Below are 20,836 nucleotides of genomic sequence, written 5' to 3'. Positions count from 1 at the left end.
CTGCTGCGCGGCGTCCACGTTGGCGGCGTAGACCTGGTAGTTGTTGCGGCCCAGGCTCTTGGCACCGTACATGGCCTCGTCGGCGTGGCGCAGCAACAATTCCCCTTCCGCGGCGTCCTCCGGGAAGAATGAAATGCCCACCGACACCGTGGCCTGGAGCTCCGAGCCGTCCGCCAGCGACAGCGGCAGCTCCATGGCCTGCACCACCTTCTCGGCAATGCGCAGCACGTCGTCGCGCTTGATGATGTGGCGGAGGATCAGGGTGAATTCGTCCCCCGCATAGCGAGCCACCGTGTCCGAGGCGCGCACGCTAGCGCGCAGCCGTTTCGCGACCGAGGTCAGCACCTGGTCGCCGACCGCATGGCCGAGCGTTTCGTTGATGCTCCTGAAGCGGTCGAGGTCGACCAGCAGCGTGGCGAAGCATTCGCCAGTACGCCCCGCTTCGCGGATGGTGGTGTCGAGGCGGTCGTTGAAGAGCAGCCGGTTCGGCAGGCCGGTAAGCGCGTCGACGAGGCCATGGGCGCGGCCCTGCTCGCGGGCACGGCGCAGTTCCAGCGCCGAGGCGAACCTCGCCGTGGCCGCGCGCAACGCCGGCGCGAGCACGCGCCCGTCGCTCGCGAGATGACGACGGCCTGCCAGCATGGCGCCGATCACGCTGCGCCTTTCGTCCAGCAGCGGAAGCAACACGTACGAACGCAGTCCCAGCGCCTCGATGAGCGGATCGGCCAGGGGTGCGTCGCTGTCAGTGCCCAGGCGCACGAGCGGTTCGCCGCCGAGGCACACTTTCAACAGCGGCAGGTCGCCTGCCTCGGGCCAGTCGACCGGCGCCGGGCCGTTCCAGATCCTCGCCAGCACCTCGGGCCCGGCATCGCTTTCCGGCAGCGCGGACCAGACGGCCACGACGTCGAGTTCGAGCGCATCGGCAAGCAGAGCCGCCGCCTCGCTCATGCCGTCGTCGTCGCTGGGACAGGCATCGAGCACGGCGAACAGTGAAAGCGCCCGCTCGGCGATATCCACCGTGCGCAGGTCGCGGAAGGCCACGGCGATGCGGTGCACGCCATGATCGACGATATGGCGCACGTCCACTTCGCCGCCGACCTTGCTGCCATCGGCGCGGCGAAGGCTGCAGGCCAGGGCATCGCTATCGGGTACGGGCCAGGCGGCGGCGTTCGCGAGCACGAATACTTCGGACAACAGCCGCCCCTGGAGAGGACTCTTTCCGGCCCACAGCCGCTCCATGGCGGCGCCGCTGTCGAGGATGCAGCCGTCCGGCGTCGAGGCGACGACCCAGGCGGCGCCTGCATCGAACGCGAACCGCCAGTCGCTGCGCGGTGGCGCCGGTTTGGCCGGCACCGCGGGGAGCTGGAGCGCGGCGCGGACGCGCTGCCCCAGTTCGGCGGCGATCGCGCCGGCACGCAGCCAGTCGAGGGCACCCTCCGGTGCCACGCCGGGCGTGTCGTCCACGACGTAGACGATGGGCAACCCCGCATAGGCCGGCGAGCCGCGCAGGATGCGCAGGCCGCGCTCGGTGTCGGCGCTGCCGTCCGCGCCGACCACCACTACGTGCAGCGGCGGCGCGTCGGCGAGGAGCGTCTCCAGTTGCGCGGCGTCTCGCGCGCTCAGCAGCGCGAACTCACCGTCCAGGTCCAGCGCGTCGAAGACCGCGCGGCGCACCTCGCGCCGCGCCGTGAAGATGAGCACGCCGTTTGCGTCGACCGTCGCCGCCATTGGTCAGACCACCCAACGGCCGTCGCGGAGGCGCGGCGCCGCCGAACGCGCCTGCCAGTCGGCATCCACCCGCCACACGTCGCCCTCGAACGAGGCCAGCAAGCCGGGGCTGGCGCCAAGCAGGACGATCCGGCGGACGTGGCCGGTCTGGGTGCGGGAAAGTTGCCGCAAAAGCGCACCGTCGGTCGCGCTGGGCATCCCCTCGGGCATGTCGAGCAGGTATACGCCGAAATGCAGGCTGTGCAGGATGTAACGGAGGGCATCGCCAAGGCGCAGGCAGCCCGGTACGCGCATCTGCGCATCGCGCAGGCTTACCAGACCCTCGGCGTGGCGCCACAGGTACACCGCCTGCCCGGTACGCCGGGCCACCAGCCGGAACTGCTCCACCAGCAAGGCCGTATCGGCCGTCTTCAACGCCACCAGCGGCCCGGAGGCCGACAGGATGCGGTCGAAGATATCGTTCCCTACGTTGGAATCCATGGGCTTCGGACGGAACTGGCGAGCGCGAAGTATCCGCCCAATCGCCGTCCTCGCGCCAGCCGTGCGCAAGGACGACCGGACTGACCATACGGCGGGGTATCTCGCATTCGGGCCGGGGGAAAGGTATGGTGGTGCGCTCATTCGCCAACCGCACGATCGCCATGTTCGAAGGACTTCGATTCAAGCACTGGAAGACCAGCGTGGACGACGACGGCATCGTCGTCCTCACGCTCGACCGGGAGGGCGCCAGCGCCAACGCGCTGTCCCGCGAGCTGCTCGATGAACTGGATACGCTGGTCGAACGGCTGGCCATCGGGGGCCCGCGCGGCGTGGTCATCCATTCCGCCAAGCCGATGGGATTCGCGGTGGGCGCCGATATCCGCGAGTTCGTGGAATACGCCCACACCGGCACCGTGCTCGAGAACATCGAGCACGGCCAGCGCGTCTTCGAGAACCTCGCGCGCCTGCCCTGTCCCACCGTGGCTGCCATCCACGGCGCCTGCATGGGCGGCGGCACCGAACTCGCGCTGGCCTGCCGTCTGCGTATCGCCGCCGACGACGACGCCACGAAGATCGGACTGCCGGAAGTGATGCTGGGCATCCATCCTGGCTGGGGCGGCAGCGCACGCCTGCCGCGGCTGATCGGCGCGCCGGATGCGCTCCAGGCGATGCTCACGGGCAAGCCGTTCAGTGCGCGCCGGGCGAAAACCGTGGGTCTGGTCGACCGGCTCGCCCGTCCCGACGAACTCCTCGCCGAGGCGCGCGAACTCGCGCGGCGCCCGGTGGCACGGCCGTTCGCGCAGCGGGCGAAGGGCTGGGCCAGCAACACACTGCTAGCGCGCGCCGTGCTTGCGCCGATGGTGCGCAAGCAGACGGCGGCCAAGGTCCGCAAGGAACACTACCCCGCTCCGTTCGCGCTCATCGATACCTGGGCGCGCGGCGGCGGCAGCATCCAGCAGCGGCTGAAGCTGGAGGCGAAATCGGTGGCCAGGCTGGCCACGACGTCGACGGCACACAACCTCATCCGCATTTTCTTCCTGCAGGAACGCCTCAAGGGACTTGGCGGCGGCATCGACCATGGCATTTCCCACGTGCACGTCGTCGGTGCCGGCACCATGGGCGGCGACATCGCCGCGTGGTCCGCACTCAAGGGGTTCCAGGTCACGCTGCAGGACCGCGAGGCGCGCTTCATCGAGCCGGCCATTGCCCGCGCACGCGGCCTGTTCGAGAAAAAACTGAAGGTGCCTGCGAAGATCGAGGCGGCCATGGCGCGCTTGCGCGCCGACGTGGAGGGCAGCGGCGTCGCCGGTGCCGATCTTGCCATCGAGGCCATCTTCGAAAACCCCGAGGCGAAGCACGCGCTCTATGCCGCGATCGAACCGCAGTTCCAGGCCGACGAGATCCTCGCGAGCAATACCTCGTCCATCCCGCTCGACGAACTGCGCCAGGGCCTGAAGTCGCCGCAGCGCTTCCTCGGCCTGCACTTCTTCAATCCCGTGGCACAGATGCCGCTGGTCGAGGTCGTGCGCCACGATGCGCTCGATCCCGCCATCGAGAAGCGCGCCCTCGCCTTCTGCAAGGCCATCGGCAAGCTGCCGGTGCCGGTGAAGGGCACCCCCGGGTTCCTCGTCAACCGCATCCTCATGCCTTACCTCATGGAAGCCATGCGCCTTTACAACGAAGGCGTGCCCGGGCCCGTCCTTGATCGCGAGGCGAAGAAGTTCGGCATGCCGATGGGACCGATCGAACTGGCCGATACGGTCGGCCTGGATGTTTGCGCCTCGGTGGGCCGCGAACTTGCACCGTTCCTCGGCCTCGAGGTGCCGCAGGGCTTCGAGGAGAAGATCGCGGCGAACAAGCGCGGCAAGAAGGACGGCGAAGGCCTGTACGTGTGGAGGGACGGCAAGCCGGACAAGCCGGAAGTCGATCCGGATTACGTACCGCCGGCGGACATCCAGGACCGGATGATCCTGCCGATGGTCAACGAGGCCATCGCCTGCCTCGCGGAGAACGTGGTGGACGATGCAGACCTGCTCGACGCCGGCGTGATCTTCGGTACGGGCTTCGCTCCGTTCCGCGGCGGTCCGATCCAGTACGTGCGCAGCGAAGGCCTGGCCGCGGTACGCGAGCGCCTGGCGAAGCTGGAGCAAAAGCACGGCGCGCGCTTCGCGAGAAAGGAAGGCTGGGAAAACCCCGAACTCTCCGCACCGGCTGCATAACCCGCCCCGCGCTGTAGGAGCGCGCTTGCGCGCGACATCTTTTCGCCGTAGTCCCAAAGCTGGCGCGCCAGCTTTCAGTCACGGCCTCAAAACATGTCGCGCGCAGGCGCGCTCCTACGTGCGTCGCGTTACGACATCGCGTCGTGGACCACGACCTTGGCCATTACCACATCAGGTCGTCGGGCACGCCGTCGTCGGATTCGCTTGTGGCGTTCGGGTCGACCAGCAGCGCGATGAACTCGGGCGCGATGGCGCGCAGTTCCTCGATCACAGTCTTCTCGACGATGAGGTAGCGTCCGCCCTGCTGCACGACGCCGAGCTCGCCGGCGTTCAACGCAGCGAGCTGCTTCGCGTCCACATAGACGCGCCGGATCTTTTCCCCGTAAGGGAAATGGCGCACCTGGTCCGCGTCGGCCAGGTTCAGCGCCTTGCCCTTCAGCAGCTCTTCGACCTTGCGCTTCTTTTCCTTGCGCAGCCGCGCCCGCTCGGCGGCTTCGGCTTCGGCCTGCTTCCGTTCCGTGGCTTCCTTCTGTGCACGGATGGCGTACGCCCTGGCGAGGTCGATTTCCCCGGACTTCCCTGCCTGCTGCGGACGGCCTTGTTGCGGCCTCCCGCCCGGATTGGGCTTCCCACCCTGGTTCGGCCTGCCACCTTGGTTCGGCTTCCCACCCTGGTTGGGCCGTCCGCCTTGATTGGACCTGCCATCCTGGTTGGGTCTGCCGCCATGTGGCTTGCCGCCCTGCCGCGCTAGCGGCGCGGATTTCTTCTTCTCCTCGTGAATTTCCTTCACGAGGCCGCTCTTCAACAACTGGTCGCGCAGGGACTCTGCCATGATCGGTAAGGCTCGTTCGATGCTCAGTAATGCGGCGGCGGGGGTTCGGTCGCGGGGTCGCTTCCAAGGCCCGCACGCATGTTCACGAGGTCCGAGCGCAATTCGCGCACGGCCCGTTCCAGCAGGTCCAGCCGGCGTGCGATTTCCGCGTCCGCCGACGAAAGGCCGTTGACGGTATCGTCGATGAAGGCGAGGCGCACCTCGAGCTCGGTCAGGCGCTCATCGACTTCAGCCATGCTCGCGCCCGTTCAGGCTGCGGCCACGGCCGATGCCGTAATAGGCGATGCCCGCCTCCTCGACCGCAGCCGGGTCGTAGAGGTTGCGTCCGTCGAAAATCACCGGGGTGGCCAGCAGCGATTTCACGCGTGCAAAGTCCGGGCTGCGGAAGGCCTTCCATTCCGTGACGATGGCCAGGGCATCCGCCCCCTCGAGCGCCTCGTAAGGACGTTCGACCAGCGTCAGGTCCTCGCGCTCGCCGTAGATGCGCCGGGTTTCGTCCGCGGCTTCCGGATCGAAGGCGCGCACGTTCGCGCCGGCGTCCCACAGCTGCTCCATGAGGCGGCGGCTCGACGCTTCGCGCATGTCGTCGGTGTTCGGTTTGAAAGCAAGCCCCCAGATGGCGACCGTACGCCCCTTGAGCTTGCCGTCGAAATGCTTCGAGAGCAGCGCGAACAGGCGCGACTTCTGCGCGTCGTTCACCGTTTCCACGGCATCGAGCAGGCGCGCCTGGTAGCCGACCGACTGCGCCGTGCGAGCCAGCGCCTGGACGTCCTTCGGGAAGCAGGAACCGCCGTAGCCGGCGCCCGGATAGATGAAGTGGTAGCCGATACGCGGATCGGCGCCGATGCCCTTGCGTACGAGTTCCACGTCGGCGCCCACGTGCTCCGCGATGTTCGCGATCTCGTTCATGAAGCTGATCTTCGTCGCGAGCATGGCGTTCGCGGCGTACTTCGTAAGCTCGGCCGAGCGCTCGTCCATCACCACCATGCGATCGTGGTTCCGGTTGAACGGCGCATAGAGCTTGCGCAGCACGCCGATTGCCTTCGGGCTGGAGGCACCGACCACGATGCGGTCCGGACGCAGGCAGTCCTCCACCGCGTCGCCCTCCTTCAGGAACTCGGGATTCGAGACCACGTCGAAGGGAACGTCCACGCCGCGCGCCTCGAGGCGTGCCGCGACGGCGGCGCGCACGCGATCGGCGGTGCCGACGGGCACGGTCGATTTGTTCACCACCACCGTATAGCGATCGATGTGGTCGCCGATGGTCTTCGCCACGGTCAATACGTATTGCAGGTCCGCGCTGCCGTCTTCGTCGGGAGGGGTGCCCACGGCGATGAACACGACGTCACCATGCGCGACCGCAGGTTCGGCATCGGTGGTGAAGGCCAGGCGGCCCTGCTCATGGTTGCGCACCACCATCGGTTCCAGGCCGGGTTCGAAGATGGGGATGTCGCCGGCCTTCAGTCGCTCGACCTTGCGCGCGTCCACGTCGACGCAGACGATGTGGTTGCCCATCTCGGCGAGGCAGGCGCCCGTGACGAGGCCTACGTAGCCCGTGCCAAAGATCGTGACTTTCATGTAGCTCCCGGAGCTGCCGACGTCGTCGTAACGGTCAATTGTAGTCCGGAGGGGAGCCGGAGCAAACAAAACCGGCTCCCCATAAAACGGTTCCCACATAAAAGAAGGGCGCGGATCGCTCCGCGCCCTTCGGTGTTTCCTGGTGCCTGGGCTTACTTGCCGCCGCCAGCCGGAGCGGCAGCCGGGGCCTTGCCGGCCGGGGTCGCTTCGGTCTTGAGTAGTTCGACGTCGAAGATGATCGTCGCATTCGGCGGGAAGCCGTTTTCCGGCTTGGCGCCGTAGGCGATGTTGGACGGGATGAACAGCTTGTACTTGCCGCCCGTCTGCATCAGCTGCAGGCCTTCGCGGAAGCCCGGGATCACCGCGGCGAGAGGAATCTTCGCCGGGCCGGCCGGCTGGTGGTCGGCCGAGGAGTCGAACTTCTCGCCGTTCACGAAGGTGCCGGTGTAATTGATGGTGACCGTGTCGTTCGGACCCGGACGCTGGCCGGTGCCGGCCTGGACGACCTGGTACTGCAGGCCCGACGAGGTGACCTTCACGCCCGGCGCGCTCTTGTTCTTGGCGAGGAAAGCGTCGCCTTCCTGCTTGTTCTGCGTGGCGACCTTGTTGTACTCGGCTTCGGCCTTGACCTTCAGCTGCGCGACGAAGGCTTCACGCACCGACTTGGCTTCGGCTTCCGACATGGTCGGCTTCTGGCCCGAGAGCGCAGCCTGCAGAGCCTTGGCGACAGTGGCGGCATCCACTTCCTTCGCGACGAGCGGCGGAAGCGAGCTGGCCAGATCCCAACCGACGACATAGCTGGCCTTCTGCTTGTCGACGGATGCCGCAGAGGCAGCCGGCTTGGCGGCCTGGGCGGATGCGCCCGCGGCCGTACCCAGCGCAACCGCCAGGGCGACGGCCGTCATCGTGGGACGCAAAAAGTGCTTCATTCGATACTCCCTCTTGGAAAGATTCGGCGAGGCCGCCGGTACGCACCTCCTTGTGGAGGCAGAAACGCCATTGTGCGGTGGTTCGCGTCCAGCTTGCAATGACGGGGCGAGAGACAGGCTTTCACAGGAAAAGTTCAGGAATATTTCATGAAATGCGGACCCGGTCACTCTGGGTGGTCCTGACCGGGCTTCTCCAGGGTGTCGCGGATCGCCGCCTGCAGGCGGGCATGCACCTGGACCAGCACCCGCCAGAGCAACCAGGCGAGGCCGATACCCACCAGGACCAGGACCAGGGCCACCTCCCTGGGTGGCAGGATGGTGGAAGCGAGGGCCGCCACGAGCAGGCCCATGATCGCCATGGCCACCAGCGGGATGATCCGGCCGAGGACGGAACGGATCCGGTAGGTACGCGAGCCGAAACGATCCGGGATCGACAGTTCGGCGAGGAGCATCCCCAGGGCGCCGGCCTTGCGGTAGGCCGCGACGATCATGGGCAGGGACAGCAACGCCGCGGCGGACCACGCGAGGCTGCGGCGTACCGTGGGCTCGTCGCTGAGCAGGTCAAGGTGAAGGAAGCCGCGGCGATAGGCAAAGGCCACGATGATGAACACCGCTACCACCAGTGCCGTGTTGATGATCACGTGCCAGACCAGCCGGCGGATCATCTTCATCACGATGGCGCCCTGCCCCTGCAGGCCCAGGCTGCCCATCCATTCCGTATAGGCGCCGAAGACGCCCGTGACGCGGTCCGGCAATGCGCGCCCGAGCAGACGGGCCAATGGATCGGATGAGCGGATCAGGTAGGGGGTGAGGAAGGTGGTGATCGCCGAGACCGCCACGGCCACCGGATAGAGGAAGCCGCTGGTCACCTTGAGCGTGAGCCCGAGCGAGGCGATGACGAACGAGAATTCGCCGATCTGCGCCAGCCCCATGCCCACGCGCAAGGACGTGCGCCCGTCGTTGCCTGCGACGAAGCTGCCGAAACTGCATGTGATCACCTTGCCCAGCACCACCGCGATGGTGACCACGGTGATGGGCCCCGCGTATTCGAGCAGCAGGTCCGGATCGATCAGCATGCCGATGGCGACGAAGAATACCGCGCTGAACATGTCGCGCACCGGCGTCACGATGCGCTCGATCCGTACCACGCTTTCCGACTCGGCCACGATCGCGCCGATCATGAAGGCGCCGAGGGCCACGCTGTAGCCCATCTCCGTTACCAGCAGGCAGAAGCCGAAACAGATCCCGAGCACGGCGACCAGGAGGACGTCGTTGCGGCTCACCCGCGCGATGTAATCGACCACGCGCGGCACCAGCAGCAGGCCGACCACCAGCGACACCGCCATGAACAGACCGAGCCGTCCCACGGCCTCCAGCGCCTCGCCCGCCTCCACGCCCCCTGTGCCCGCGATGCCGGTCAGCAGCGCCATCAGCACGATCGCCAGCAGGTCCTCCACGATGAGGATGCCGAACATCAGCTGGGCAAAGCGCTCGCGCTTGAGGCCGAGGTCCTCGAGCGCCTTCATGATGATCGTCGTCGAGGAAATCGAGAGCATGGCGCCGAGGAACAGCGAATCCATCGTCGACCAGCCGAAGAAGCGGCCCATCTCGTAGCCGATCCATACCATCAGCACGATCTCGGCGAACGCCGCGACGAGCGCCGCGCCGCCCACGGCGCGAAGTTTCTTGAGACTGAACTCCAGACCCAGCGCGAACAGGAGCAGGATCATGCCCAGCTCCGACAGCGTGCGGATCGTTTCTTCGTCGTGGATGAAGATGACCGGCAGCGTATGCGGTCCCACGATCATTCCGGCGATGATGTAACCGAGCACGACAGGCTGCCTGAGGCGCTGGAAAAGCACCGTGGTGAGGCCGGCCACGAGCATCACCGTGGCCAGGTCCTGGATGAAGACGATGCCGTGCATGCGTGTCCCTGTGTGTATGGAGGGACAGGTTACCGCGTCGAAAATAAATTCAAAAAAAGTGTAATGAATGCTTGACGGAATCCCGGCCCGGGCTTAATCTTTGCGGCTTCCAGCAGGGGGCCATAGCTCAGCTGGGAGAGCGCCTGCATGGCATGCAGGAGGTCGCCGGTTCGATCCCGGCTGGCTCCACCAACTTCTAGTACGTCCCCATCGTCTAGAGGCCTAGGACATCACCCTTTCACGGTGGCGACCGGGGTTCGAATCCCCGTGGGGACGCCACTTTCCGGCCTGCCGGAGAGTGTAAAGGACTGAGGAAGTTGGTTGTTGTTGGAAGTGGAACGTAGTGTGGAGCGGTAGTTCAGTCGGTTAGAATGCTGGCCTGTCACGCCGGAGGTCGCGGGTTCGAGTCCCGTCCGCTCCGCCATTACCTCCAAAAGGAATCCGCCATCCGGCGGATTTTTTTTGCCCCCAATTCGCCCCTGTAGGAGCGCGCCTTGCGCGCGACAGCCTTTCGCACCAGTCCGCAAGCCTGCGCGCCAGCTCCAGGTCACGGCCTCAAAACATGTCGTACCCGACACGGGCATAAACGCGCAGGCGCGCTCCTACCTGTCGTCGTGGCGCTCCAGCGTGCCGATGGAGTGCCCCTGCTCCGCCAGGTATTCCAGCCAGCGGCTGAGGAAGCCGTTCATGCGCAGGCGGTGCTGCAGCACGGTATGCGCCGGCGGGAACGGCCCCAGCACCTGCGACAGCTTGCGCCCGGGATGGCAGTGCAAGGCCTCGGCCACGTGCGCGTCGGTGTACATGCGCAGCTGCGCGGACGGCGACGGCTGGCCGGTGGTCTCGTCGAGGAAGTCGTAGGTCAGTTCGAGCTCGAGCGTGTACGGGTGCTTCTCCTGTACGTCGAGCAGCACCTTCAGCCCGTCGTCCACGTCGGAAACGTAGCGCCCCGGCGCCAGCCGCTGCGGCGCGAACAACCGCGCCAGGCGGTGGTAGTTCTCCGCGTACAGGCCCATCAGGAACTCAAAGCGTCCCGGGATGAGGGCGGTTGGGCGTTCGATGACGGCAGTCATGGGCGTGGCGCGGCTCCGTAAAGGTTTTCGTCTAGTACATGTGACGCTCGATGCCGAGGTATTCGAAGATCTTGCTCGAGATTTCCTCGATCGAGGTGTGCGTTGTGTTGAGGACCGGTATGTTCTCCCGCCGCATCAGCCGGTCGGCCTGCTCCAGTTCCCAACGGCATTGTTTCAACGTGGCGTAGCGGCTGCCGGGACGGCGCTGCTCGCGGATCTGTGCCAGGCGGACGGGATCGATGGTGAGCCCGAACAGCCGGCTGCGATAGGGGCGGAGGCGCATCGGCAATTCGAGCTTGTCGAGGTCGTCGTCCGTGAGGGGATAGTTGGCGGCGCACACGCCGTAATGCAAGGCCATGTAGAGGCAGGTGGGGGTCTTGCCGGAACGGGACACGCCCACCAGCACCACGTCCGCCTGGTTGTAGTCCACATCCAGGCCGTCGTCGTGCGCCAGGGCATAGTTGGTGGCCTCGATACGGGCTTCGTAACGTTCGAAATCCACCAGGCCATGCGAGCGGTTCACCGCGCCGGACTGCTTTGCGCCCAGTTCCGCCTCCAGCGGCTCGATGAAGGGGGCGAACACGTCGAGCATCAACGCCCCGCTACCCGCGACGATGTCGCAGAGGCTGCGCGAGGTCATCGTGTTGACCACGATGGGGCGCTGGCCGTCCTGGGCGTACTTCGTCTTGATCCTCAGGCAGGCCGCCTCGGCCTTGGCCGGGTTGTCGATGAAAGGCAGCCGGTGGGTGTCGAACTGCACCCCGTCGAACTGGGCCAGCATGCTGTTGCCGATGGTTTCGGCCGTGATGCCGGTGGAATCGGAGATGAAGAACACGGTGCGGCGCATCGGGCGTTTCCCTGCATGGTCCATGGGCCAACCTTATCTCAAGACGCCTTCATAACGATCCACCCCGCATGATCCCTGAACGTTTGTGCGTCGCGCCTTGTTTCCGCGCGGACCACCCCCCGACAATAAGCGGATTTTCCAGCGCGGCCCGCCGCCGATCCGACGAACCGATGTGAGGATTTCCCTTTGAGCGACCTGGTACTCTGGCTCGACGCGCTACGCATGACCGACCTGGGCAAGGTGGGCGGCAAGAATGCCTCCCTTGGCGAGATGATCGGCAACCTGGCGAAACTGGGTGTCTCCGTCCCGGGTGGCTTCGCCACCACGGCCGACGCCTTCCAGACCTACCTCGAGAAGAGCGGCCTCGCGAAGCGCATCGCCGAGCGCCTCTCCACCCTCGACGTGGACGACGTGGACGAACTGACCCGTGGCGGCAAGGAGATCCGCGGCTGGATCGTCGACACCGCCCTGCCCGCCGACCTCGAACAGGCCATCCGCGAGGCCTACATCAAGCTCTGCAAGGACGCCGGCGCCACCGACATCGCCGTGGCCGTGCGCTCCTCCGCCACCGCGGAAGACCTGCCCGATGCCTCGTTCGCGGGCCAGCAGGAAACCTTCCTCAACGTGGTCGGCATCGACGACGTGCTCCACAAGGTCAAGGAAGTCTTCGCCTCGCTGTACAACGACCGCGCCATCGCCTACCGCGTGCACCAGGGCTTCAAGCACGAGGACGTGTTCCTCTCCGCCGGCGTGCAGTTGATGGTGCGTTCGGACGTCGGAGCTTCCGGCGTGCTGTTCACCCTCGACACCGAATCCGGCTTCCGCGACGTGGTGTTCGTCACCGGCTCCTACGGCCTCGGCGAAATGGTCGTGCAAGGCGCCGTGAATCCGGACGAGTTCTACGTATTCAAGCCCACGCTGCGCGAAGGCAAGCCGGCGGTGCTGCGCCGCAGCCTCGGCGCGAAGCAGCAGCGCATGGTCTATTCCGACCAGCCCGGCGAGCGCGTGCGCATCGAGGAAACCCCGGTGCAGGACCGTCACCGCTTCTGCATCGACGATGCCGACGTGGAGGAACTGTCGCGCCAGGCCCTGGTCATCGAAAAGCACTACGGCCGCCCCATGGACATCGAATGGGCGAAGGACGGCCACACCGGCAAGCTGTACATCGTGCAGGCACGCCCGGAAACGGTGAAGTCGCGCTCCCACGCGACCACGCTGGAGCGCTTCCAGCTCGGTGAAAAGGGCAAGGTGCTCACCGAGGGCCGCGCGATCGGCCAGAAGATCGGCGCCGGCAAGGCCCGCGTCATCCGCTCGCTCGCCGACATGAACAAGGTGCAGCCCGGCGACGTGCTCGTGGCCGACATGACCGATCCCGACTGGGAACCGGTGATGAAGCGCGCCGCGGCGATCGTCACCAACCGCGGCGGCCGCACCTGCCATGCCGCGATCATCGCGCGCGAACTCGGCGTGCCGGCCGTGGTCGGCTGCGGTAACGCGCTCGAAGCCATTCCGGACGGTGCCGACGTCACCGTGTCCTGCGCCGAAGGCGACACCGGCACGATCTACGAAGGCGTGCTGAAGTTCGAGCGCATCACCGCCGACCTCGGCGCCATGCCCGAAGCGCCGCTGAAGATCATGATGAACGTGGCCAACCCGGAGCGCGCGTTCGACTTCGGCATGCTGCCGAACGCCGGCATCGGCCTCGCCCGCCTCGAAATGATCATCGCCAGCCATATCGGCGTGCATCCGAAGGCACTGCTCGAATACGCGAAGCAGGACGCCGAGACCAAGGCGCGAATCGACGCGCGCATCGCCGGCTACAAGGACCCCGTCTCGTTCTACGTCGACCGCCTTGGCGAAGGCATCGCGACCATCGCTGCCTCGGTCTATCCGAAGCCGGTGATCGTGCGCCTGTCGGACTTCAAGTCGAACGAATACGCCGGCCTGCTCGGCGGCTCGCGTTACGAGCCGCACGAAGAGAACCCCATGATCGGCTATCGCGGCGCCAGCCGTTACGTCGATCCGGGCTTCGCCGAATCCTTCGCGCTCGAGTGCAAGGCGGTGAAATACGTTCGCGAGACGATGGGTCTCACCAACGTGTGGGTGATGATCCCGTTCGTGCGCACGCTGGACGAAGGCCGCAAGGTGGTGGAGGTGCTGCGCAAGAACGGCCTGGTCCAGGGCGAGCACGACCTCAAGGTCATCATGATGTGCGAAGTCCCCTCGAACGCCCTGCTGGCCGACGAGTTCCTCGACATCTTCGACGGCTTCTCGATCGGCTCCAACGACCTCACCCAGCTCACCCTCGGCCTCGACCGCGATTCGAGCATCGTCGCCCACCTGTTCGACGAGCGCGACCCGGCGGTGAAGAAGCTGCTCGCCATGGCGATCCGCACGGCGCGCGAAAAGGGCAAGTACGTAGGCATCTGCGGCCAGGGCCCCTCCGACCACCCGGACCTTGCCGAGTGGCTGATGGAACAGGGCATCGAATCGATGTCGCTGAACCCGGATACCGTTGTCGATACGTGGTTACGCCTGGCCAAGAAAAAGGCCGGCTGATCACAGGAGCGCGCCCCGCGCGTTTATGCCCGCGTCGGGTGCGATATGTTCAAGGCCTTGATACGGAGCTGGCGCGCCAGCTCCGGAATCGAGACTAATAACTGTCGCGTGCAGGCGCACGCGTTGACCAGGCTTTAACCTCCCCCATGCCATCTTCCGATACGGCGGGGGATGGCTTTAACGCACGGCTACGCGTTAACAAGGAGGTACGACATGGAAGAGGTGCCGGTGGTCGTGATGGATATCGGCATGGCATCGATACGTGCCGGATTTGCGGGAGAGGAGGCGCCCCGATGGAGCGGCACCACCCTGGATCGCATGCCAAGTGGTCCTTTGGCAGAAACGGAAACGGTGAATTGGGACGCTTATGAACGTCTCGTCGCGCAGGCGTTTTCCAGAATGGACGTGTCGCCGCGAGAAGTCGTCCTTTTCGTAATCTTGCTATCGCAGACGCCGAGAGCATATTTGGAAAAAATAACGCAGATTGCTTTTGAAACATTCTGGGTTCCCGCTTTTTCCATACAAATCCAAGCAACAGCCGTACTGACGCTGCAAGGCGCGTCCACGGGTGTCGTCGTCTATGTGGGCGCTGGACGGGTGCAAGTGACTCCCTTATTCCAGGGCAGCCTGCAGATTCATGCCATCCTTGGCGAAAACTATGGCGGCGAGCAGCAGCTCGCTACGCTGATCTACGACGCCGTCATGAAGAATGATTTCGATTTCCGCTTCACGCTCTTCGGAAACATCGTGTTGGTGGGCGAGGTCGACGGGAAACTATCTGCCCCGGTGAAAGACAGGATCAAGACGCTTGTGCCACCGAACACGGTGGTCAACCTGACCAGCCCAGCCAATCCACAGAATGCCGCGTGGCTCGGCGGCTCGATCAGGGCGTCCAACACGTCTGCCATGAATGCATCTATTTCCAGAGAGGAGTATGACGAATACGGCCCGTCCATCGTGCATCGAAAATGCCCTATGTGACAGCAAAAAAAGCAGGTTCCTACATGTGGACGGCGACGCCGGCTGCGCGATAGCGCGCCATCACCGCTGCATCGGTATCGGCGGATACGACGAGGTGCGCGATACCGGCGATCGGTGCCGTATGGTGCGTCGCCGAAGCCACCAGCTTGTCCGGCGTGGCGATGGCCACCGTCTCTCCGCTAGCCTCGATGATGGCCTGCTTGAACACGGTCTCCTCTTCGTCGAAGGTCCATAGCCCACGCTCCGGATCGATCGCGCAGACCCCGGGAAAACACAGGTCGGCGCGGATGTCCTGCGCCTGGCGCACCGTGCGCGAACCGATCGCCCCACCGATCCGCGGATCTACGCGGCCGCCGAGCAGGATCACCTCGAAGCCGGGACGGCCGAGCACTGCCATCGCCACGTCCGGCGCATTGGTCACCACCGTGAGATCGCGATGATCCGGCAGCGCCTTGGCCAGCGCGGTATTGGTCGAGCCGGCGTCGATGAAGAGGATCTGCCCCTCTCCCACCAGCCCCGCGGCCACCCGCGCGAGGGCACGCTTCAGTTCCGCACGTTCCGCATGACGCTCGCCCAGCGGCGCCACGTGCTGCATGAGCAAGGCGCCGCCATAGACGCGCCGGCACAGCCCCTGCGCCGCGAGGTCGCGCAGGTCGCGGCGGATGGAATCCTCTGAGACGCGGAACTCCTGGGCGAGGTCGGCGGCGATCACCTTGCCGTCGCGGCCGAGGCGTTCGAGGATCAGCTGCTGCCGTTCGCGCGGCAGCGTGGTGTCGAACGGCGCGTTCATCGCGGCAGGAAACCGAGCTCCACCAGTTCGGCGCGCAACTGCGCCGGCGTATGGAAATGGATGCCATGGATACCCAGGGCTTCCGCCGCCTCCACGTTCACCTTGTTGTCGTCGATGAACACGGCACGCGACGGGTCGATGTCGTAACGCTCGAGCAGCGTTTCGTAGAGCTTCGGATCGGGCTTCACCATGCCCTCCTTGCCCGACACCACGATGCCGTCGAACAAGGCGAGGAAATCGAAGCGCTCGAGCGCGACCGGAAAGGTTTCCTGCGACCAGTTGGTGAGGCCGTAGAGCGGATGCCCCGCCTGTTTCAGCTCGCGCAGGATATGCAGGCTGTCGTCGATGGGACCGCCGAGCGTCTCTTCCCAGCGGTGCTGGTAGGCCGCGATGAGTTCCGCCTTGGTCGGATGTTCCGCCGTGAGCAGGCGCACCGCCTCGTCCCACGAGCGTCCCGCATCCTGCTGCAGGTTCCACTCCGGCGTGGTGACTTCGGCGAGGAAGGCCTCCATCGCCGCCTCGTCGTCGCCGAACAGCTTCCTGTAGAGGTAACGCGGGTTCCAGTCGATCAGGACCCCGCCGAAATCGAAGATCACGACATCGCGCTTGCTGTGCATGGTGGCTCCTTGGGAAGGTTTAACGCCGCGCGATGGACGCGCAGACCGAGACGACGACAAGCAGCACCGCGACGCCGGCGAGGGCGATGGACAGGCTGCTGTGCTGGGCCACGAAACCGATGGCCGCGGGCCCGGCGAGCATGCCCGCGTAGCCCAGCGAGGTCACCGTGGCGATGGCGATCCCCGGCGAGGTACGCGGCTGGCGGCCGGCGGCACTGAACAGCACAGGGACGATGTTCGACGCGCCGATGCCGACGAGGACGAAGCCCAGCAGCGCCATGGGTCCCCACGGCAGCATGGTGGCGAGGAAGAAACCCAGCGCGGCGACGAAAGCGCCGGCGCGGACGATCGTCACCGGTCCCACCGACGCCGTGATGCGATCGCCGAGGAGGCGGCCACAGGCCATGGCGACGGAGAACGCCGCATAACCCAGGCCGGCCAGCGAAGGGTCGAAGCCGCGCGAATAGCGCAGGAAGACCGCGCTCCAGTCCAGCATCGCGCCTTCCGCCAGGAACACCACGAGGCAGAGGAAACCGAGCAGGAGCACGGCAGCGGACGGCAGACGGAAAATGGAATGCGTTTCGCCCGAGTCGTGCAGCCGGACGATGAAGTGCCTCCACTGCGTCGCCACGATCGCCAGCAGGCCGCCCGACACCGCCAGGGCGCTGCCGGTAAGCGGCGCGCCTGCCTTCAGCAAGGCAGCCATGCCTGCCGAACCGACCAGGCCGCCCACGCTGAAGAGACCATGGAAGCCCGACATCATCGGCTTGCCGGCATGCTTCTCGACGTCCACCGCATGCGCGTTCATGGCCACGTCCACGACACCCAGCGAGGCGCCGAAGAACAGCAGCGCGGCACCCAGCCAGTACGCGTTCGGTGCGATCGTCAGCAAGGGCAAGGCCACGCAGACCATCAAGGCGCTGACCCCGATCACGTCGCGGTTGCCGTAGCGGTGGCTCAGGAAACCCGCGAGCGGCATCGCCGCGACGGCACCGCAGCCCATGCATAGCAGCACGAGGCCCAGGGTGGCCTCGTCGAGCCCGAGCCTGGCCTTGGCATAGGGAACCATCGGCGCCCAGCTGGCCATGCCGATGCCGGAGAGGAGGAAGATGAGACGGGTCGCTCGTGCGGGGTGCATGAGGCTTCCTTTCGGTGGAGATTGCGCATCACTGTACGCAATCGTGCAAGAACGTGCAAATCATCCTCGCCTCTTGCGCTGCTTCATGGACCTCTGTACAAATGTACGCATGCCCACTCCCTCCCTCACAGAGCGTCAGCAAAAGACCTTAGCCTTCCTGCGGGAATACCTGCAGAGCCAGGGGCTCCCCCCTACGCTGCGCGAAATCGCCGAAGCACTGGGCTTCTCCAGCCACAGCTCCGCGCAGGCCTGCGTGGAGTCGCTGGTGAAGAAGGGCGTGCTGGAACGCTCGCCGCAGCATCGCGGCCTGCGCCTGCCGGCCGGCGACAGCGGCTACCGCGGCATGGCGGCCGCGAACGACCTGCCTCTGATCGGCCGTGTCGCCGCGGGTTCGCCCATCCTCGCCGAAGAGAACATCGAGTCGCAGCTGGAAGTCGATCCCGCGCTGTTCCGCCCGCGCGCCGACTACCTCCTGCGCGTGGTAGGCATGAGCATGCGCGACGCCGGCATTCTCGACGGCGACCTGCTCGCCGTGCACAAGACCGCCACGGCGAACGACGGCCAGATCGTCGTCGCGCGCCTCGACGACGAAGTCACCGTGAAGCGCCTGAAGCACGAGCGCGACCGTCTCCTGTTGCTGCCCGAAAACCCCGACTTCGATCCCATCGAAGTCGACCCACGCCGCCACGCGTTCGCCATCGAAGGGCGTTACGTCGGCATCATCCGCAGGACCTGACCATGAACGCCATTGCCACCCCGACCCTTGCCCAGGTGCTCGACCATCCCGGTATCTGGCGCCGCTCCGCCGATCGCCAGCCGCGCGTGCGCGCGTTGTCCACGGGCTGGACCTCGCTGGACGCGAAGCTTCCCGGTGGCGGCTGGCCGCAGGGTGCGCTGAGCGAGATCCTGTTCGAGCACGACGGTCTCGGCGAACTGGACCTGGTGATGCCTGCGCTGGCCGCGCTTACCCAGGAACACCGCCGGGTGATCTTCGTCGCCCCGCCCTACCTGCCTTATGCGCCCGCGCTCGCGGCGGCGGGAGTGGACCTGCGCTTCCTGCACGAGATCCACGCCGGCAGCACCGAGGCCGCCTGGAGCATGGAGCAATGCCTGCGCTCGGGTTGCTGCGGCGCCGTGGTCGGCTGGTTGCCGGACATCGATTACCGCAGCCTGCGCCGGCTGCAACTGGCCGCCGAAAGCGGCGACGCCTGCGCCATGATTTTCCGCCCCGCCGCGCACGCCGCACAGAACAGTCCGGCCGCGCTACGCCTCAAGGTCAGCAACAGCGACGAAGCCACCTACGTGGACGTGCTGAAGTCGCGGGGGTTGCTGACCACCACCGCTCCGCTGCTGCGCATGCGGGCCTGATGGAAGCCTTCATGACGTCGCACTTGCCACGCCGTCATGACGGACGCACCGTCGTCGCCATTCTTACGCAGTCATGCTTTGGGCCTGCCTCCGTTTTCCCGGCCTGGCGTTCTCCGCCGCCTTCGCCGCGGTACCGGAGGCAGGCCCCTCCGCCCTGCTGGACCACAAGGCGCGCCAGCGCCTGATTGCCGCGACGAACGCCGAGGCCTCATCACTCGGCGTTCGTCGCGGGCAAAGCCTTGCCGCTGCGCGCGCCTTGTGTCCCGCTCTCGAAGTACGTCCGCGCGATCCCGAGGCGGAAGCGCGCCTGCTCGCCGAACTGGCCGCCTGGTGTTACCAGTTCAGCGGCCACGTGAGCCTCGTGCCACCAAACGCCATCCTGATGGAAGTCGGCGCCAGCCTGCGTCTGTTCGACGGCTGGCCCGTGCTGGCAGGCCGGCTGCGCGAAGGCCTGGCCGAACAGGGTCATGCGCATACGCTGGCGGTCACGCCTTTCCCCGCCGCTTCCTGGGTGTTCGCCGCGAGCGCCGACGGCATGGTGTTGCCCGAACATGAGGGCGTGCGGCGCATGCTCGGCGCCTTGCCGCTGACACAGAGCGGCCTGCCTGCCGCCACGGTGACCTCATTGCAGGCAATGGGTTTCCGCCGCCTCGAGGAAGTGATGCGCCTGCCGCGTCCCGAGCTGACGCGACGCATCGGGCGCGAAGGCGTGAACTGGCTCGATCGCGTGCAAGGCCGTGCGTCCGACGTGCTGCCGGCATGGCAGCCGCCGGCGAGCTTCCGGCAGAAGATCGAGTTCGACGGCGAACTGGACGGTAGCCAGCCGCTGCTTTTCCCTCTGCGACGCCTCACCCGCGCACTCGCCAACCAGCTTGCCGCGCGCGATGGAGGCGTGCAGCGCTTCACCCTCACCCTCGAGCATGCGCGTGGTGAAACCACCTCCGTGGCGGTCGCCATGGCCGCGCCGCAGCGCGATGCCGAGCGCTTGTTCGAACTGGCGCGCACGCGCCTGGAGCGCACGGTCCTGCCCGCTCCCGCGCGGGCGATCGAGCTCGACGCCGCCGAACTGCCGGTGTTCCGGCCGCCCGTACGCGACCTGTTCGAGCCCGTGCGGGGCGACGGCCTGGACTGGCCCACGCTGGACGAGCGCCTGCGTGCGCGCCTCGGCGACGCGGCACTGCGCCAGATCGCGCTGGTCGCCGACCACCGTCCCGAATACGCGTCCCGTTACGGCAAACCCACCGGCACGGTATCGCCACCGGGCCGCCGCCGGCCGCTCTGGCTGCTGCCGCGGCCACAGCCGATGCGGCCCGAACCGGCAGCCGTGCTCGCCGGCCCCGAACGCATCGAAAGCGGCTGGTGGGACGGCGGCGACACGCGCCGCGATTACTACATCGTGCGCACCGCGCAAGGCCAGCAGGCATGGGCGTACCTGCCGACTGGCACCCTGGACGGCTGGATGCTGCATGGCTGGTTCGCCTGACATGCGCGACAGCCTTTGTAGGAGCGCGCCTTGCGCGCGACATCTTTTCGCCCCAGTCAACGGACTCACGGCCCAGCCCCAGGTCACGGCCTCAAAACATGTCGCGCGCAGGGCGCGCTCCTACGCTGGTTCGCACGGCAGCCGTTGTAGGAGCGCGCCTTGTGCGCGACATCTTTTCGCCCCAGTCAACGGATTTACGCGCCAGCCCCAGGTCACGGCCTCAAAACATGTCGCGCGCAGGGCGCGCTCCTACGCTGGTTCGCGCGGCAGCCTTTGTAGGAGCGCGCCTTGC

The 20,836-nt window shown here is 66.4% G+C and carries 18 protein-coding genes and 3 tRNA genes; 9 read left to right on the top strand and 12 right to left on the bottom strand.

Annotated features, from left to right (window positions below):
* On the bottom strand, positions 1-1,728 hold a 1,728-nt coding region (locus ACR9ZH_RS16970), incomplete at its 3' end, for a diguanylate cyclase domain-containing protein (protein ID WP_481291934.1).
* A 3-nt stretch (positions 1,729-1,731) separates the two neighbouring features.
* A complete protein-coding gene (locus tag ACR9ZH_RS16965) occupies positions 1,732-2,208 on the bottom strand; it encodes a hypothetical protein (protein WP_481291933.1) in 477 nt (158 codons plus the stop codon).
* Between the two features lie 161 nt (positions 2,209-2,369).
* On the opposite strand from ACR9ZH_RS16965, the gene ACR9ZH_RS16960 reads away from it, so the two are divergent.
* Positions 2,370-4,427: a 3-hydroxyacyl-CoA dehydrogenase NAD-binding domain-containing protein gene (locus tag ACR9ZH_RS16960; RefSeq protein ID WP_481291935.1), complete on the top strand. Its 2,058-nt coding sequence runs from the start codon at positions 2,370-2,372 to the stop codon at positions 4,425-4,427.
* 163 nt (positions 4,428-4,590) lie between these two features.
* On the opposite strand, the gene ACR9ZH_RS16955 is transcribed toward ACR9ZH_RS16960, so the two are convergent.
* The 5 genes from ACR9ZH_RS16955 to ACR9ZH_RS16935 all read right to left on the bottom strand — a co-directional run bounded on the left by ACR9ZH_RS16955 (position 4,591) and on the right by ACR9ZH_RS16935 (position 9,691).
* Positions 4,591-5,259 carry a DUF2058 family protein gene (locus ACR9ZH_RS16955; protein ID WP_481291932.1) on the bottom strand — a complete coding sequence of 223 codons (669 nt, stop codon included), beginning with the start codon at positions 5,257-5,259 and terminating at the stop codon, positions 4,591-4,593.
* Positions 5,260-5,282: 23 nt separating this feature from the next.
* On the bottom strand, positions 5,283-5,495 hold the full coding sequence (locus ACR9ZH_RS16950; protein WP_481291931.1) for a SlyX family protein: 213 nt from the start codon (positions 5,493-5,495) through the stop codon (positions 5,283-5,285).
* On the bottom strand, positions 5,488-6,837 hold the full coding sequence (locus ACR9ZH_RS16945) for a UDP-glucose dehydrogenase family protein (protein ID WP_481291930.1): 1,350 nt from the start codon (positions 6,835-6,837) through the stop codon (positions 5,488-5,490). The genes ACR9ZH_RS16950 and ACR9ZH_RS16945 overlap by 8 nt, the downstream gene beginning before the upstream one ends.
* A gap of 152 nt (positions 6,838-6,989) precedes the next feature.
* On the bottom strand, positions 6,990-7,766 hold the full coding sequence (locus ACR9ZH_RS16940) for an FKBP-type peptidyl-prolyl cis-trans isomerase (protein WP_481291929.1): 777 nt from the start codon (positions 7,764-7,766) through the stop codon (positions 6,990-6,992).
* A 164-nt stretch (positions 7,767-7,930) separates the two neighbouring features.
* On the bottom strand, positions 7,931-9,691 hold the full coding sequence (locus tag ACR9ZH_RS16935) for a cation:proton antiporter (protein WP_481291928.1): 1,761 nt from the start codon (positions 9,689-9,691) through the stop codon (positions 7,931-7,933).
* Between the two features lie 116 nt (positions 9,692-9,807).
* Between ACR9ZH_RS16935 and ACR9ZH_RS16930 the strand changes: the two genes are divergently transcribed.
* The 3 genes from ACR9ZH_RS16930 to ACR9ZH_RS16920 all read left to right on the top strand — a co-directional run bounded on the left by ACR9ZH_RS16930 (position 9,808) and on the right by ACR9ZH_RS16920 (position 10,115).
* A tRNA-Ala gene (locus tag ACR9ZH_RS16930) sits at positions 9,808-9,883 on the top strand.
* A gap of 11 nt (positions 9,884-9,894) precedes the next feature.
* A tRNA-Glu gene (locus ACR9ZH_RS16925) sits at positions 9,895-9,970 on the top strand.
* A 68-nt stretch (positions 9,971-10,038) separates the two neighbouring features.
* A tRNA-Asp gene (locus tag ACR9ZH_RS16920) sits at positions 10,039-10,115 on the top strand.
* 178 nt (positions 10,116-10,293) lie between these two features.
* Here the strand turns inward: ACR9ZH_RS16920 and ACR9ZH_RS16915 are convergent.
* Complete coding sequence (locus tag ACR9ZH_RS16915; RefSeq protein ID WP_481291927.1) at positions 10,294-10,761, bottom strand: DUF1249 domain-containing protein; 468 nt, start codon at positions 10,759-10,761, stop codon at positions 10,294-10,296.
* Positions 10,762-10,792: 31 nt separating this feature from the next.
* Positions 10,793-11,608, bottom strand: a complete 816-nt coding sequence (ppsR, locus tag ACR9ZH_RS16910; protein WP_481291926.1) for a posphoenolpyruvate synthetase regulatory kinase/phosphorylase PpsR — start codon at positions 11,606-11,608, stop codon at positions 10,793-10,795.
* 186 nt (positions 11,609-11,794) lie between these two features.
* Here ppsR and ppsA point away from each other — a divergent pair, with 186 nt between their 5' ends.
* Positions 11,795-14,167, top strand: coding sequence for a phosphoenolpyruvate synthase (ppsA, locus tag ACR9ZH_RS16905; protein ID WP_481291925.1), 2,373 nt, complete (start codon positions 11,795-11,797; stop codon positions 14,165-14,167).
* A 213-nt stretch (positions 14,168-14,380) separates the two neighbouring features.
* The gene (locus ACR9ZH_RS16900) at positions 14,381-15,148 is read left to right on the top strand and encodes a hypothetical protein (RefSeq protein WP_481291924.1); all 768 of its coding nucleotides are present in this window, start codon (positions 14,381-14,383) and stop codon (positions 15,146-15,148) included.
* A gap of 19 nt (positions 15,149-15,167) precedes the next feature.
* Here the strand turns inward: ACR9ZH_RS16900 and ACR9ZH_RS16895 are convergent, their stop codons facing one another.
* The 3 genes from ACR9ZH_RS16895 to ACR9ZH_RS16885 are packed head-to-tail and all read right to left on the bottom strand — an operon-like array spanning position 15,168 to position 17,693.
* Positions 15,168-15,938, bottom strand: a complete 771-nt coding sequence (locus ACR9ZH_RS16895; protein ID WP_481291923.1) for a DeoR/GlpR family DNA-binding transcription regulator — start codon at positions 15,936-15,938, stop codon at positions 15,168-15,170.
* Positions 15,935-16,555, bottom strand: coding sequence for an HAD family hydrolase (locus ACR9ZH_RS16890; RefSeq protein WP_481291922.1), 621 nt, complete (start codon positions 16,553-16,555; stop codon positions 15,935-15,937). The genes ACR9ZH_RS16895 and ACR9ZH_RS16890 overlap by 4 nt, the downstream gene beginning before the upstream one ends.
* A 19-nt stretch (positions 16,556-16,574) precedes the next feature.
* Entirely contained in the window at positions 16,575-17,693 is a 1,119-nt protein-coding gene (locus tag ACR9ZH_RS16885) for an MFS transporter (RefSeq protein WP_481291921.1), read from the bottom strand.
* 109 nt (positions 17,694-17,802) lie between these two features.
* On the opposite strand from ACR9ZH_RS16885, the gene lexA reads away from it, so the two are divergent.
* The 3 genes from lexA (at position 17,803) to ACR9ZH_RS16870 (ending at position 20,544) form a co-directional block, all read left to right on the top strand.
* The gene (gene lexA / locus ACR9ZH_RS16880; RefSeq protein WP_481291920.1) at positions 17,803-18,429 is read left to right on the top strand and encodes a transcriptional repressor LexA; all 627 of its coding nucleotides are present in this window, start codon (positions 17,803-17,805) and stop codon (positions 18,427-18,429) included.
* A 2-nt stretch (positions 18,430-18,431) separates the two neighbouring features.
* Entirely contained in the window at positions 18,432-19,061 is a 630-nt protein-coding gene (gene imuA / locus ACR9ZH_RS16875) for a translesion DNA synthesis-associated protein ImuA (protein ID WP_481291919.1), read from the top strand.
* Between the two features lie 73 nt (positions 19,062-19,134).
* Positions 19,135-20,544: a Y-family DNA polymerase gene (locus ACR9ZH_RS16870; RefSeq protein ID WP_481291918.1), complete on the top strand. Its 1,410-nt coding sequence runs from the start codon at positions 19,135-19,137 to the stop codon at positions 20,542-20,544.
* Positions 20,545-20,836: the final 292 nt, after the last annotated feature.

Source organism: Luteibacter sp. SVR4-7G (assembly GCF_056755555.1).
The sequence above is the reverse complement of the archived record's forward strand: the minus strand, read 5'-3'. Positions and strand labels throughout refer to the sequence as shown.

Coding starts and splice junctions, on each gene's coding strand:
- ACR9ZH_RS16965 (WP_481291933.1), bottom strand. CDS start 2,208: ATGGATTCCAACGTAGGGAACGATATCTTCGACCGCATCCTGTCGGCC.
- ACR9ZH_RS16960 (WP_481291935.1), top strand. CDS start 2,370: ATGTTCGAAGGACTTCGATTCAAGCACTGGAAGACCAGCGTGGACGAC.
- ACR9ZH_RS16955 (WP_481291932.1), bottom strand. CDS start 5,259: ATGGCAGAGTCCCTGCGCGACCAGTTGTTGAAGAGCGGCCTCGTGAAG.
- ACR9ZH_RS16950 (WP_481291931.1), bottom strand. CDS start 5,495: ATGGCTGAAGTCGATGAGCGCCTGACCGAGCTCGAGGTGCGCCTCGCC.
- ACR9ZH_RS16945 (WP_481291930.1), bottom strand. CDS start 6,837: ATGAAAGTCACGATCTTTGGCACGGGCTACGTAGGCCTCGTCACGGGC.
- ACR9ZH_RS16940 (WP_481291929.1), bottom strand. CDS start 7,766: ATGAAGCACTTTTTGCGTCCCACGATGACGGCCGTCGCCCTGGCGGTT.
- ACR9ZH_RS16935 (WP_481291928.1), bottom strand. CDS start 9,691: ATGCACGGCATCGTCTTCATCCAGGACCTGGCCACGGTGATGCTCGTG.
- ACR9ZH_RS16915 (WP_481291927.1), bottom strand. CDS start 10,761: ATGACTGCCGTCATCGAACGCCCAACCGCCCTCATCCCGGGACGCTTT.
- ppsR (WP_481291926.1), bottom strand. CDS start 11,608: ATGCGCCGCACCGTGTTCTTCATCTCCGATTCCACCGGCATCACGGCC.
- ACR9ZH_RS16900 (WP_481291924.1), top strand. CDS start 14,381: ATGGAAGAGGTGCCGGTGGTCGTGATGGATATCGGCATGGCATCGATA.
- ACR9ZH_RS16895 (WP_481291923.1), bottom strand. CDS start 15,938: ATGAACGCGCCGTTCGACACCACGCTGCCGCGCGAACGGCAGCAGCTG.
- ACR9ZH_RS16890 (WP_481291922.1), bottom strand. CDS start 16,555: ATGCACAGCAAGCGCGATGTCGTGATCTTCGATTTCGGCGGGGTCCTG.
- ACR9ZH_RS16885 (WP_481291921.1), bottom strand. CDS start 17,693: ATGCACCCCGCACGAGCGACCCGTCTCATCTTCCTCCTCTCCGGCATC.
- lexA (WP_481291920.1), top strand. CDS start 17,803: ATGCCCACTCCCTCCCTCACAGAGCGTCAGCAAAAGACCTTAGCCTTC.
- imuA (WP_481291919.1), top strand. CDS start 18,432: ATGAACGCCATTGCCACCCCGACCCTTGCCCAGGTGCTCGACCATCCC.
- ACR9ZH_RS16870 (WP_481291918.1), top strand. CDS start 19,135: ATGCTTTGGGCCTGCCTCCGTTTTCCCGGCCTGGCGTTCTCCGCCGCC.